We start from the raw sequence: 13,171 nt of genomic DNA on the forward strand, positions 1-13,171 counted from the left end.
CCTCCCCAATACAGGCATAGTGTTTACAGGTATACTCGCAAAAATTATTCAGCGGGTTTGGAAATAAAGATGGCAAAACTTACCTTACAGGAGCAGTTGCTTAAAGCCGGTTTAGTCACCAGCAAGAAGGCAGCTAAAGTCGAGAGAACAGCAAAAAAATCACGTATTCAGGCGCGTGAAGCGCGAGCGGCGGTAGAAGAAAATAAAAAAGCGCAGCTTGAGCGCGATAAACAATTAAGCGAACAACAAAAACAAGCGGCATTAGCGAAAGAATATAAAGCCCAGGTGAAGCAGCTTATTGAAATGAACCGTATTACTATTGCTAATGGCGATATTGGGTTTAATTTCACCGACGGTAATCTGATTAAGAAAATTTTTGTCGATAAGCTCACGCAAACGCAGTTGATTAATGGTCGTCTGGCGATTGCACGCCTGGTTACCGATAGCAATAGCGAAGGTGAGTACGCCATTATTCCCGCCAGCGTTGCCGATAAAATTGCGCAACGTGATACCAGCAGTATTGTATTACACAGTGCACTTAGTGCAGACGCGCAGGATGAGGACGATCCGTATGCCGATTTTAAAGTGCCTGATGATTTGATGTGGTAGATATACACTGATGGATTGCCTGATGCGCTACGCTTATCAGGCCTGCATTTCACTCCGTAGGCCTGATAAGACGTTTACGCCGCATCCGGCGGTCGTACGCTATTATCAACGCATATTCAATTTGTTGGCGTGGTACGCAATATGTTCGCCAATAAAACTGGAGATAAAATAATAGCTGTGGTCATAACCCTCGTGATAACGGATTAATGCCTTAATATTCATCTCCTGACAGATCTTTTCAAGATTTTGAGTCCGCAGTTGTTCTGCATAAAAATCGTCACTCAATCCCTGATCAACCATTATTTCTGCGACGCGTCGACCTTGTGAAATAAGACTTACTGGATCATAGTTCAACCAGCTTTCTTTATTTTCACCCAGATACGCGGCAAAGGCCTGTTGCCCCCACGGCACTTGTGAAGGCGAAACAATCGGAGAGAATGCCGAGACGCTGACATATTCATCCGGGTTACGTAGCGCCAGTACCAGCGCGCCCAGTCCCCCCATAGAATGACCCGAAATTGACTTTTTGGCTGTTGCCGGAAAATGTTTCATCACTAAATCCGGCAGTTCACTGCGGATATAGTCGTACATTTTGTAATGTTCATTCCACGGTGCTTGCGTCGCGTTCAGATAAAATCCGGCACCTTGTCCGAGATCGTAACGGTCGGCATCCGCGATATTACTGCCGCGGGGACTGGTATCAGGCGCAACAATAATAATGTTGTGTTCTGCCGCGTAACGCTGCATCCCTGATTTGGTAATGAAGTTCTGCTCGGTGCAGGTCAGTCCCGAAAGCCAGTACAATACCGGCAGCTTTTCACTTGCTGCTTTAGGCGGGAGATAGACGCCGACATTCATTTCACAATTAAGGGATTGGGAATAATGCCGATAAACATTTTGCCAGCCGCCAAAGCAGGCATGTTTTTCAATGAGTTCCATCAGTCATTATCTCATGGTTAATTCCCCTGGCGGTTGCTCGGGGAAGGAATTAAGAATCCCGTCTGAACTGGACGGGGCGAAACCAGCTCGTAGGCCTGACAGGTGTAGCACATCAGGCAATCTTACGCTTTCCATCAGTTTCAAAAGAAAACTCGATTCCCCGCCCTGACAGGGCGGGGTAAACCTGCGGGAAATTAGTAACGAATCACAGTTCGAATGGATTTGCCTTCATGCATTAAATCAAAGGCGTCATTAATTTCATCCAGCGTCATGGTGTGAGTCACAAACGGTTCCAGATCGATATCGCCTTTCATGGCATCTTCAACCATGCCCGGCAACTGTGAACGGCCTTTTACGCCGCCAAATGCGGAACCTTTCCATACGCGACCGGTGACTAACTGGAATGGGCGAGTGGAAATTTCCTGACCGGAGCCCGCGACGCCGATGATGACAGACTGTCCCCATCCGCGGTGAGCGCTTTCCAGCGCTGCACGCATTACGTTGACGTTACCGATGCACTCAAAGGTATGGTCGATACCCCATTTGTTGATATCCAGCAGAACATCTTTAATCGGTTTATCGTAGTCATTCGGGTTAATGCAGTCAGTAGCGCCGAAGCGACGCGCCAACTCGAATTTCTCCGGGTTAGTATCGATAGCGATAATTCGTCCGGCTTTTGCCTGACGAGCGCCCTGAACCACCGCCAGACCGATTGCGCCAAGACCGAACACGGCAACGGAATCACCCGGTTGGACTTTAGCGGTGTTATGCACAGCGCCAATACCAGTGGTTACGCCACAGCCGAGCAGGCAGACGTGTTCGTGGTTTGCTTCTGGGTTAATTTTTGCCAGAGAAACTTCCGCAACTACGGTGTATTCACTGAATGTGGAGCAGCCCATGTAGTGATACAGCGGTTGACCGTTATAAGAAAAACGGGTGGTGCCATCCGGCATCAGGCCTTTGCCCTGGGTTTCGCGAACCGCAACACAGAGGTTGGTTTTGCCGGAACGACAGAACTCACACTCGCCGCATTCTGCGGTGTAAAGCGGGATCACATGGTCGCCTGGTTTGACGCTGGTTACGCCTTCACCGACCTCAACCACAACGCCTGCCCCTTCGTGGCCGAGGACTACCGGGAATACACCTTCCGGGTCATCGCCGGAGAGAGTAAATGCGTCGGTGTGGCAAACGCCGGTATGGGTGACTTTAATCAGCACTTCACCTTTTTTCGGTGGCGCCACATCAATTTCAACGATTTCCAGTGGTTTACCGGGAGCAAATGCAACGGCAGCACGTGATTTCATCTCTCGCTTTTCCTCAATATGGTAATAGTTTCAACTACTTAAGATAGGCACGAACCAGTTCAATAGTGTCGTCAACGGATTGGCTGACTTCGCGGCTGTAGCAGTCATTTCGGTCAAACGTTTCCCGGATATGGCTTTCAAGTACTTCTGCCATCAGCCCGTTAGCCGCGCCCCGAACAGCGGCTATCTGTTGGAGTATGGCACGGCATTCGGCATCCCCCTCCAGCGACCGTTCCAGAGCATCAATCTGCCCCCGAATACGACGAACTCGAGTAAGGACCTTTTTCTTCTCTTCTGGAGTACTGGGCATTTCGCACCTCATCATCTGCATGCAATATACTATAGGGGGGTATGCTATATGTCAATATATACCCCCCTATAGTATATAACATTAGAGAATAAACTTTATTCTGTCCTGGTATTTGTAGGCATGATAAGACGCGTGAGCGTCGTATCAGACGATATTCGTTAAAAGTAGCAAAATGCGTATATTCGCTAACCATTGCTGTTTTTTTTCTAAAAACGCTTTGTTCTTAACAAGACGTTTTAATTCCTTTATCAAATTTACCGGCAACGAAATACTGCTCCCATAACAAGACAGGGGAGCAGACAATCATGGCAATTTCATCGCGTAATACATTTCTCGCCGCACTGGCATTCATCGCTTTTCAGGCGCAGGCGGTGAACGTTACCGTTGCGTATCAAACCTCCGCCGAACCGGCGAAAGTCGCTCAGGCCGATAATACTTTCGCCAAAGCGAGCGGGGCGACCGTGGACTGGCGTAAGTTTGACAGCGGGGCCAGCATCGTGCGGGCACTGGCGTCGGGCGACGTACAAATCGGCAACCTTGGCTCCAGTCCGTTAGCCGTGGCTGCCAGCCAACAAGTGCCGATAGAGGTTTTCTTACTGGCCTCAAAACTGGGCAGCTCCGAGGCATTGGTTGTGAAGAAAACCATCAGCAAGCCCGAGGACTTGATTGGTAAACGGATTGCCGTACCGTTTATTTCCACTACGCACTACAGCCTACTGGCGGCGCTGAAGCATTGGGGTATTAAGCCCGGACAAGTGGAGATTGTGAATCTGCAACCGCCGGCGATTATCGCCGCCTGGCAACGAGGAGATATTGATGGCGCTTACGTCTGGGCGCCTGCGGTTAATGCGCTGGAAAAAGACGGCAAGGTGCTGACTGATTCTGAACAGGTCGGGCAGTGGGGCGCGCCAACGCTGGATGTCTGGGTCGTGCGGAAAGATTTTGCCGAAAAACATCCTGAGGTAGTGAAAGCCTTCGCCAAAAGCGCCCTTGATGCCCAGCAGCCTTACATAGCCAATCCTGATGCGTGGCTGAAACAGCAAGAAAACATCAACAAACTGGCGCGCTTAAGCGGCGTGCCGGGGGCCGACGTTCCCGGATTGGTGAAGGGAAATACCTATCTGACGCCACAGCAGCAAACGGCAGAACTGGCTGGCCCCGTAAACAAGGCAATTATCGACACTGCCCAGTTTTTAAAAGATCAGGGAAAAGTCCCTGCCGTGGCGAATGATTACAGCCAGTACGTCACCTCTCGCTTCGTGCAATAAAAGGAGACGCGGATGCTGCAAATTTCTCATCTCTATGCCGATTATGGCGGCAAACCTGTGCTGGAAGATATCAATCTGACGCTGAATAGCGGCGAACTGCTGGTCGTACTGGGGCCGTCCGGTTGCGGCAAAACCACCTTGCTGAATCTGATTGCCGGATTTGTACCTTATCAGCGCGGCAATATTCAACTGGCGGGCAAACGCGTTCAGGGGCCGGGCGCGGAGCGCGGAGTCGTTTTTCAGAACGAAGGATTGCTGCCGTGGCGTAGCGTGCAGGATAACGTGGCGCTTGGTCTGCAACTGGCTGGCGTAGAGAAAGCGCAGCGCCAGGAAATCGCGCGCCAGATGCTGAAAAAAGTGGGCCTTGATGGTGCGGAAAAAAGGTATATCTGGCAGCTTTCCGGCGGTCAGCGCCAGCGAGTGGGAATTGCCCGCGCGCTGGCGGCGAATCCACAACTCTTATTACTTGATGAACCGTTTGGCGCGCTGGATGCCTTCACTCGTGACCAGATGCAAACCCTGCTGCTGAAACTTTGGCAGGGGAGCGACAGGCAAGTGCTATTGATTACCCACGACATAGAAGAAGCGGTGTTTATGGCGACCGAACTGGTTTTGCTTTCATCAGGCCCTGGTCGTGTGCTGGAGCGTTTGTCGCTCAACTTTGCCCGTCGCTTTGTTGCAGGCGAATCGAGCCGCAGTATCAAGTCCGATTCCGCGTTTATTGCCATGCGCGAATATGTTTTAAGCCGCGTATTTGAGCGACGGGAGGCGTTCTCATGAGTGTGCTCATTAATGAAAAGTTGCATTCGCGTTGGCTGAAATGGCGCTGGCCGCTTTCGCGTCAGGCGACTTTAAGTATCAGTACGTTAGTCGTCTTGCTTGCCATATGGTGGGCGGTGGCGGCGCTGCAACTGATGAGTCCGCTGTTTTTACCGCCGCCGCAACAGGTGCTGGCAAAACTGCTCACTATTGCCGGACCACAAGGATTTATGGATGCCACGCTGTGGCAGCATTTGGTCGCCAGCCTGACGCGCATTGCGCTGGCGCTCTTTGCGGCGGTGTTGATAGGTATCCCGGTTGGGATCGCGATGGGACTAAGCCCGACAACGCGCGGCATTCTGGATCCGGTAATCGAGCTTTATCGTCCGGTGCCGCCGTTGGCGTATTTGCCGCTGATGGTGATCTGGTTTGGTATTGGCGAAACCTCGAAGATCCTACTGATCTATTTAGCGATTTTTGCACCTGTGGCGATGTCGGCGCTGGCGGGGGTGAAAAGCGCCCAGCAGGTTCGCCTTCGCGCTGCGCAGTCGCTGGGGGCCAGCCGTGCGCAGGTGCTGTGGTTTGTTATTTTGCCCGGCGCCCTGCCGGAAATTCTCACCGGATTACGCATTGGCCTTGGCGTGGGGTGGTCAACGCTGGTGGCGGCAGAACTGATTGCCGCGACGCGAGGCTTAGGTTTTATGGTTCAGTCAGCGGGCGAATTCCTTGCGACTGATGTAGTGCTGGCGGGGATCGCGGTGATAGCGGTTATCGCCTTTCTTTTAGAACTGGGTCTGCGCGCGTTACAGCGCCGTCTGACGCCCTGGCATGGAGAAGTACAATGAGTGAACGTCTGAGCATTACCCCGCTGGGGCCGTATATTGGCGCACAAATTTCGGGTGTCGACCTGACGCGCCCGTTAAGCGATAACCAATTTGAACAGCTTTACCATGCGGTACTGCGCCATCAGGTGGTGTTTGTGCGCGAACAGGCTATTACACCGCAGCAGCAACGCGCGCTGGCTCAGCGTTTTGGCGAGCTGCATATTCATCCTGTTTATCCCCATGCCGAAGGCGTTGACGAGATTATTGTACTGGATACTCATAACGATAATCCGCCGGATAACGACAACTGGCATACTGATGTGACATTTATTGAAACGCCACCCGCAGGGGCGATTCTGGCGGCGAAAGAGTTGCCATCGACCGGCGGCGATACGCTATGGACCAGCGGTATCGCGGCGTATGAGACGCTCTCTGTTCCCTTCCGCCAACTGTTGAGCGGGCTGCGTGCAGAGCATGACTTCCGTAAATCGTTCCCGGAATACAAGTCCCGCAAAACGGAGGAAGAGCATCAACGCTGGCGGGAAGCTGCTGCGAAAAATCCACCGTTGTTACATCCGGTGGTGCGTACACATCCGGTGAGTGGTAAGCAGGCGTTGTTTGTTAATGAGGGGTTCACCACACGAATTGTTGATGTGAGCGAGAAAGAGAGTGAAGCATTGTTAGGTTTTTTATTCACTCATATTACCAAACCGGAATTTCAGGTGCGCTGGCGTTGGCAGCCGAATGATATTGCTATTTGGGATAATCGTGTGACCCAGCATTATGCAAATGCCGATTATTTGCCGCAGCGACGAATTATGCATCGGGCAACGATACTCGGAGATAAACCGTTTTATCGGGCAGAGTAAGGAGATATGCCGGGTCGGGATTACCCGGCATCATGGTCATTAACGTAGAATTTTTTTCTCGGCCAGATCCAGCGCAAAGTAGCTGAAAATCAGATCCGCACCCGCACGCTTAATTGCGCCTAAGCTTTCGAGCACCACTTTCTCTTCATCTATTGCACCAGCCAGCGCGGCAAACTTGATCATCGCGTACTCGCCGCTGACCTGGTATGCGCCAATAGGCAATTCTGTACGTTCACGTAATTCACGCATTATGTCGAGGTATGCCCCGGCAGGTTTAACCATCAGGCAGTCTGCGCCCTGGGCTTCATCCAGCAGCGATTCACGAATCGCCTCGCGACGGTTCATGGGATTCATCTGATAGCTTTTGCGATCGCCCTTTAATGCGCTTCCCGCTGCTTCGCGGAACGGGCCATAAAAGGAGGATGCGAATTTGGTCGAATACGACATGATCGCGGTATCTTTAAAGCCTGCGGCGTCCAGCGCCTGGCGAATTGCCTGCACCTGGCCGTCCATTGCGGCGGAAGGTGCGATGAAGTCTGCGCCTGCAGCAGCGGCAACGACGGCTTGTTTACCTAAATTCACCAGGGTTGCGTCGTTATCGACTCCGTGATCGCACAACACGCCGCAGTGACCGTGAGACGTATATTCGCAGAAGCAAGTATCTGACATGACGATCATTTCCGGCACAGTCTGCTTACAGATGCGCGACATGCGAGCCACAAGACCGTCTTCCCGCCAGGTATCGCTGCCGATTTCATCGGTATGGTGGGAAATGCCGAAAGTCATGACCGAACGAATACCGGCATTGGCGATGCGTTCGATTTCACGAGCCAGATGTTTCTCAGGAATGCGCATTACGCCGGGCATGGCTTCAACGGCTTTGTAGTCGTCGATTTCCTCTTCAACAAAGATCGGCAACACCAGGTCGTTAAGGCTAAGTGTTGTCTCTTCAAACATAGCGCGCAGCGCAGGAGATTTGCGCAGGCGACGAGGGCGTTGGATTAAGTCTGTCATGGTCTGCCTGATGTTTGTGGAATTGAAGGGCACAGTATACCTGAAGCCGGGCCAGAGTGTTTTACGAAAGTTGCCGCTATGTTGATTTAAAGAGCGAGTAATAGAGTGTGATGACATAATTTTAATAATGTCGGTAATGTTTTTATATTCATGGAAAAAATTTTAAATTTTTATTTATAATTTTAAATTATGAATATCAGCCAAATATCGAGGCTGTGAAAAAATGAATAAATTAAAGTTCCCTGCTTATTGATACATTATTTGTCTGTTTGGTTGGTTAGCTATTTGTTTGTAAAATGGATAAGGATGAAAATTCTCTGCAACATGTTGAAATTATGTGGTTTTGTTAATTTGTGTTTTTTATTTGTGCTCGTGTTTTATATATGTCCGCAATCGGACTTAGGGGAAAGAATAATTGAACCATTCCTCTATAACGCCGCATAATCGTAAACGCAAAACATAATATGTTTTCTATGCATTGATAATTGATGGATCAACTTATTACGTCCCTGAGGAGGGATGACAAATGCACTCCTGGAAAAAGAAACTTGTAGTATCACAATTAGCATTGGCTTGCACTCTGGCTATCACCTCTCAGGCTAATGCTAAAACGTATGACACTTTTGGGTATCATGATAATACTAAAACCGTCCTTGACTGGGCTAATATGCCTGTAAATGGTGACGGCGATTATATTACCTATAGTGGCTTTGTTTATAACAATGCGGCAAGCGGCGATTTTGACACGACTTTCAGCGGCGACACGGTAAACGGTATCATTTCCACCTACTACCTGAATCATGATTATGCTGATAATTCTGCGAATACGTTGAATATCACCAACTCAACCATTCACGGCGATATCACTTCTGACTTGCCTTTTGGCTGGTACAGCTATGATTCATCAACTGATACTTACAGTGGTTATGAGTTCAATAATGGCACGACTGTTGCGGCGCATGACTGGGTTGATAATGATACCTTCACGCTGAACATCTCCAATTCCACTATTGATGATGATTACGAAGCGCTCTATTTCACCGATACTTATCTGGATGCCGACGGTAAAACCGTTAAGAGCAATGCCGATCAGTTTGTAACTGCTCTGGGCGTCGCTGTTAATCTGGATGTAGAAAGCGCCATCAACATTACCAACAACTCTCATGTCGCCGGTATTGCTCTGACCCAGGGCGATACGACGAATGCTAAGTATACTACCGGTGATCATCAGTGGGATAACAGCATTAAAGTTGTTGATTCTACCGTAACGTCTGGTGCAACTGAGCAACTGGAAAATAGCGGTCATTTCGGTCACTCTGCTGAGCCGAGTGATTATGACGGTTCTTCCTATACCGCGGATGATGTTGCGTTAGCTTTTGTTGATAACGCTGCTTCAGATTACCGCATGGTAAACAACGTAGAGTTCGACCATTCAACTCTGCAGGGCGATGTGGCTTTCTCCAGCACGTTTAACGCCAATTTCGGCTTTACCGACGTTAACAAAGATGGCGTATACGACAGCAATGCCGGCTGGGCAACTGATGATCAGAACGTTGACCATTTGAGCCTGACGCTGAATAACAGCAAATGGGTTGGCGCTGCGCTGTTTGACTACGAAACTGTTAATCCGGCTAATTTCTATGATATCGCGGCAAATAGCCTGGACCCGGATTCTTCTTCTGCTGATGCATGGGGACGTGTTAACTCCGCAGATAGCTTCCAGAGCGGCATCTTTGACGTCAAACTGGTTAACGGTTCCGAATGGGATACTACCAAATCTTCTCTGATTGATACGCTGACTGTAGATGGCGCTTCTCAGGTTAACGTTGCTGACTCCAGTCTGACTTCAGACTCCATCGCTCTGACCAACGGTTCTTCTATGAACATTGGCGAGAATGGTTCTGTTGATACCGATCACCTGACCATCGACAGCTACAGTACGGTTAATCTGGATACTACCGCCGTTAACTATGGTGATACTGCGCTGTATGCTAACACTATCACCGTTAACAATGGCGGTGTGCTGGACGTAAACGTTGATCAGTATGACGCTAATCCGTTCCAGACTGAGAAATTAGAGCTGACTAACGGTGGTGTATTCGATATCCATAGTAGCGATTACATCCTGAATGCCGATCTGGTTAACGGTCATACCAATGACACCTCCAAGTCTAACTACGGCTACGGTGTTATTGCGATGAACTCCGACGGTCACCTGACCGTAAACGGCAATAGCGATCTGAACTCCGGTGACGAAGCAGATGCCAGCAGCGTGAACGACAACGTAGTCGCCGCAGCCGGTAACTACAAAGTTCGTATCGACAATGCAACGGGCACTGGTGCAATCGCTGATTACAAAGATAAAGAAATTATCTACGTAAACGACGCCAATACCAACGCGACCTTCTCTGCAGCTAACAAAGCTGACTTGGGTGCTTACACCTATCAGGCAGAGCAGAAAGGTAACACCGTTGTTCTGCAACAGATGGAGCTGACCGACTACGCTAATATGGCGCTGAGCATCCCGTCTGCGAACACCAATATCTGGAACCTGGAACAAGACACCGTTGGTACTCGTTTGACCAACTCTCGTCATGGCCTGGCTGATAACGGCGGCGCATGGGTAAGCTACTTCGGTGGTAACTTCAACGGCGACAACGGCACCATCAACTATGATCAAGATGTTAGCGGCATCATGGTCGGTGTTGATACCAAAGTTGACGGTAATAACGCTAAGTGGATCATCGGTGCGGCTGCAGGCTTTGCTAAAGGTGACATGAATGACCGTACTGGTCAGGTGGATCAAGACAGCCAGTCTGCCTACATCTACTCTTCTGCTCACTTCGCGAACAACATCTTTGTTGACGGTAACTTAAGTTACTCTCACTTCAACAACGATTTGAACGCTAACATGAGCGACGGTACTTATGTTGACGGTAGCACCAACTCTGACGCCTGGGGCTTCGGTGTTAAACTGGGTTACGACTGGAAAGTGGGTGACGCAGGTTATGTAACTCCTTACGGCAGCATTTCTGGTCTGTTCCAGTCTGGTGATGACTACAACCTCAGCAACGACATGAAAGTTGATGGTCAGTCTTATGACAGTATGCGTTATGAACTGGGTGTAGATGCGGGTTATACCTTCACTTACAGCGAAGACCAGGCTCTGACTCCGTACTTCAAACTGGCTTACGTTTACGACGACTCTAATAATGATGCCGACGTAAATGGTGATTCCATTGACAACGGTACTGAAGGGTCTGCGGTACGTGTTGGTCTGGGTACTCAGTTCAGCTTCACCAAAAACTTCAGCGCCTATACCGATGCTAACTACCTCGGTGGTGGTGACGTAGATCAAGATTGGTCTGCGAATGTAGGTGTTAAATATACCTGGTAATATTCTTCACTCTGAAGAAATACTGGTAATTTAATCTAAATAATGCCCGTCAAGGATTTGACGGGCATTACTGCATAGGACGCGCAAATGTTATCTGTAGGTAAACCTCTTCAGGAATTTAGTAAGCTCGATAAATGTTTGTCCAGATACGGCACGCGCTTCGAGTTTAATAATGAAAAACAAATTATTTTTTCCAGTGATGTCGACAACGAAGACACATTCGTTATTTTAGAAGGGATTATCTCTCTGCGTAGAGAAGAAAATGTACTTGTCGGTATTACACAGGCTCCTTTTATTATGGGGCTGGCTGATGGTTTAATGAAAAATGATATACCATACAAATTAATATCAGAAGGAAACTGTACGGGATATCATCTGCCAGCCAAACAAACTATTGCTCTTATTGAGCAACATCAACTCTGGCGTGACGCTTTTTACTGGTTAGCCTGGCAAAATCGAATTCTGGAATTACGCGATGTTCAGCTCATTGGTCATAATTCCTACGAACAAATTCGTGCCACTTTATTATCAATGATTGACTGGAATGACGAGTTACGCTCACGTATTGGTGTAATGAATTATATTCATCAACGTACACGGATATCACGTTCTGTCGTCGCTGAAGTTCTCGCTGCCTTACGCAAGGGTGGTTACATTGAAATGAATAAAGGCAAACTGATTGCTATCAACCGTTTGCCTTCAGAGTATTAATCAGGACGCGGGGATGACCAGCGGTTTATTCCCGCTCAGTTCGGTTATTAAATCATTAATTCCATCACTCATATTTTTAAAACGGGTCAACGGAGAGCGGGTGACAACGACAAACGCGCCAATATTTTTTTGCGGAATCATCGCCATGTAAGTAATGAAACCGCCGCCGCCACCGGTCTTTTGAATAATTCCCGGACGTCCATCCTTCGGCGCCATATACACCCAGCCTAAACCGAGCGCATCTGCTTTGCCTGGCACATCCATCCCGATCACTTTCGTAAACTGTGCACGCTGATAAATCAACGTCTGCATACGATCTGCCTGATTGCTGCGTTGATAAAAATCAGACGATAAATACTGCTGCATCCAGCGCATCATATCGCCAGGCGTGGAATAGACACCGCCGCTGCCAATTGCCGCCAGGGTGTTATTACATGGACTGGCGCCTCGTTCGGCTACCATTAAACGACGGCACTGGTCAGGAGATGGCGTGTAGGTGGTGTCCTTCATTCCCAGCGGACGGGTAATTTGCTCTTCAAACAATTGTGTATAGGGCTTGCCAGAAGCATTTGCCAGCGCATCTGCCAACAGGTCGAATGCGAGATTGGAGTACGCGGCCTGACTACCCGGAGCGGCTTTCAGTTTCGCAGTTGAAAGGTATTTCCAGCGCTGCTCGCGAGTCGGCCAGACAAAAACCGGACGATTTGCAGCCCCGCCCGGTTGTTCACGAGGCAGGGCGCTGGTATGCGTTGCCAGATTCACCAACGTGATGGGCGTTCCATTGTAGGTCGGTACGCGTGCGCCTGGCGGAGCATATTTACTTAGCGGATCGTTTAACTTCACCGTCCCTTGATCCAGCAATTTCACCAGCATTTCGCTGGTCATCAGTTTGGTTAATGAAGCAATACGAATTACGGAATCCAGCTGCGGGCGAACGTTATTTCCGGGACGTGTTTCCCCATAACTGCGAAAAACATGCTGATTGCCATCGATAACCACTAACGCCATCCCTGTGGCGCCGCTGCCGTAAAAAATATGATCGGCATAACGCTCGACAATGTCAGAGGCGAACTCCGGTTCGGTAATCGATTGCGCCGCCTGGACGGAGGTCAATGACGCCGCGCACAGCACGACAGAAAAAAGCAGACTACGTTTCAACGGTGGTGT

12 protein-coding genes are annotated in these 13,171 nt (G+C 49.4%); 7 read left to right on the forward strand and 5 right to left on the reverse strand.

Features of this window, described 5'->3' with window-relative positions:
- The first annotated feature begins 69 nt into the window (after nt 1-69).
- On the forward strand, nt 70-609 hold the full coding sequence (locus tag PS053_RS19740; RefSeq protein ID WP_001096697.1) for a DUF2058 domain-containing protein: 540 nt from the start codon (nt 70-72) through the stop codon (nt 607-609).
- 105 nt (nt 610-714) lie between these two features.
- Here the strand turns inward: PS053_RS19740 and fghA are convergent, their stop codons facing one another.
- The 3 genes from fghA to frmR form a co-directional block, all read right to left on the reverse strand.
- Nucleotides 715-1,548 carry an S-formylglutathione hydrolase gene (gene fghA, locus PS053_RS19745; protein WP_000419024.1) on the reverse strand — a complete coding sequence of 278 codons (834 nt, stop codon included), beginning with the start codon at nt 1,546-1,548 and terminating at the stop codon, nt 715-717.
- A gap of 194 nt (nt 1,549-1,742) precedes the next feature.
- On the reverse strand, nt 1,743-2,852 hold the full coding sequence (gene frmA, locus PS053_RS19750; RefSeq protein WP_000842094.1) for an S-(hydroxymethyl)glutathione dehydrogenase: 1,110 nt from the start codon (nt 2,850-2,852) through the stop codon (nt 1,743-1,745).
- A gap of 34 nt (nt 2,853-2,886) precedes the next feature.
- Nucleotides 2,887-3,162: a formaldehyde-responsive transcriptional repressor FrmR gene (gene frmR / locus PS053_RS19755; protein ID WP_001141271.1), complete on the reverse strand. Its 276-nt coding sequence runs from the start codon at nt 3,160-3,162 to the stop codon at nt 2,887-2,889.
- 305 nt (nt 3,163-3,467) lie between these two features.
- Here frmR and tauA point away from each other — a divergent pair, with 305 nt between their 5' ends.
- The 4 genes from tauA to tauD are packed head-to-tail and all read left to right on the forward strand — an operon-like array spanning nt 3,468 to nt 6,882.
- Nucleotides 3,468-4,430, forward strand: a complete 963-nt coding sequence (gene tauA / locus PS053_RS19760; protein WP_025237504.1) for a taurine ABC transporter substrate-binding protein — start codon at nt 3,468-3,470, stop codon at nt 4,428-4,430.
- A 12-nt stretch (nt 4,431-4,442) separates the two neighbouring features.
- Complete coding sequence (tauB, locus tag PS053_RS19765; protein ID WP_256879064.1) at nt 4,443-5,210, forward strand: taurine ABC transporter ATP-binding subunit; 768 nt, start codon at nt 4,443-4,445, stop codon at nt 5,208-5,210.
- Nucleotides 5,207-6,034: a taurine ABC transporter permease TauC gene (gene tauC / locus PS053_RS19770; RefSeq protein WP_113640063.1), complete on the forward strand. Its 828-nt coding sequence runs from the start codon at nt 5,207-5,209 to the stop codon at nt 6,032-6,034. The genes tauB and tauC overlap by 4 nt, the downstream gene beginning before the upstream one ends.
- Nucleotides 6,031-6,882 (forward strand): taurine dioxygenase, encoded by an 852-nt coding sequence (gene tauD / locus PS053_RS19775; protein WP_025237502.1) that lies wholly within the window; start codon nt 6,031-6,033, stop codon nt 6,880-6,882. Before tauC ends, tauD begins: the two co-directional genes overlap by 4 nt.
- A 39-nt stretch (nt 6,883-6,921) precedes the next feature.
- On the opposite strand, the gene hemB is transcribed toward tauD, so the two are convergent.
- Nucleotides 6,922-7,896: a porphobilinogen synthase gene (gene hemB / locus PS053_RS19780; protein ID WP_000130734.1), complete on the reverse strand. Its 975-nt coding sequence runs from the start codon at nt 7,894-7,896 to the stop codon at nt 6,922-6,924.
- A 526-nt stretch (nt 7,897-8,422) separates the two neighbouring features.
- Between hemB and PS053_RS19785 the strand changes: the two genes are divergently transcribed.
- Nucleotides 8,423-11,293, forward strand: coding sequence for an autotransporter outer membrane beta-barrel domain-containing protein (locus PS053_RS19785; protein ID WP_256879063.1), 2,871 nt, complete (start codon nt 8,423-8,425; stop codon nt 11,291-11,293).
- An 87-nt stretch (nt 11,294-11,380) separates the two neighbouring features.
- Nucleotides 11,381-12,004, forward strand: coding sequence for a hydrogen peroxide resistance inhibitor IprA (iprA, locus tag PS053_RS19790; protein ID WP_000953616.1), 624 nt, complete (start codon nt 11,381-11,383; stop codon nt 12,002-12,004).
- On the opposite strand, the gene ampH is transcribed toward iprA, so the two are convergent.
- A complete protein-coding gene (ampH, locus tag PS053_RS19795) occupies nt 12,005-13,162 on the reverse strand; it encodes a D-alanyl-D-alanine-carboxypeptidase/endopeptidase AmpH (protein ID WP_256879062.1) in 1,158 nt (385 codons plus the stop codon). It abuts the gene before it with no gap.
- Nucleotides 13,163-13,171: the final 9 nt, after the last annotated feature.

Source organism: Escherichia albertii, from assembly GCF_028622335.1.
Taxonomy (GTDB): domain Bacteria; phylum Pseudomonadota; class Gammaproteobacteria; order Enterobacterales; family Enterobacteriaceae; genus Escherichia; species Escherichia albertii.

Coding starts and splice junctions, on each gene's coding strand:
- PS053_RS19740 (WP_001096697.1), top strand. CDS start 70: ATGGCAAAACTTACCTTACAGGAGCAGTTGCTTAAAGCCGGTTTAGTC.
- fghA (WP_000419024.1), bottom strand. CDS start 1,548: ATGGAACTCATTGAAAAACATGCCTGCTTTGGCGGCTGGCAAAATGTT.
- frmA (WP_000842094.1), bottom strand. CDS start 2,852: ATGAAATCACGTGCTGCCGTTGCATTTGCTCCCGGTAAACCACTGGAA.
- frmR (WP_001141271.1), bottom strand. CDS start 3,162: ATGCCCAGTACTCCAGAAGAGAAGAAAAAGGTCCTTACTCGAGTTCGT.
- tauA (WP_025237504.1), top strand. CDS start 3,468: ATGGCAATTTCATCGCGTAATACATTTCTCGCCGCACTGGCATTCATC.
- tauB (WP_256879064.1), top strand. CDS start 4,443: ATGCTGCAAATTTCTCATCTCTATGCCGATTATGGCGGCAAACCTGTG.
- tauC (WP_113640063.1), top strand. CDS start 5,207: ATGAGTGTGCTCATTAATGAAAAGTTGCATTCGCGTTGGCTGAAATGG.
- tauD (WP_025237502.1), top strand. CDS start 6,031: ATGAGTGAACGTCTGAGCATTACCCCGCTGGGGCCGTATATTGGCGCA.
- hemB (WP_000130734.1), bottom strand. CDS start 7,896: ATGACAGACTTAATCCAACGCCCTCGTCGCCTGCGCAAATCTCCTGCG.
- PS053_RS19785 (WP_256879063.1), top strand. CDS start 8,423: ATGCACTCCTGGAAAAAGAAACTTGTAGTATCACAATTAGCATTGGCT.
- iprA (WP_000953616.1), top strand. CDS start 11,381: ATGTTATCTGTAGGTAAACCTCTTCAGGAATTTAGTAAGCTCGATAAA.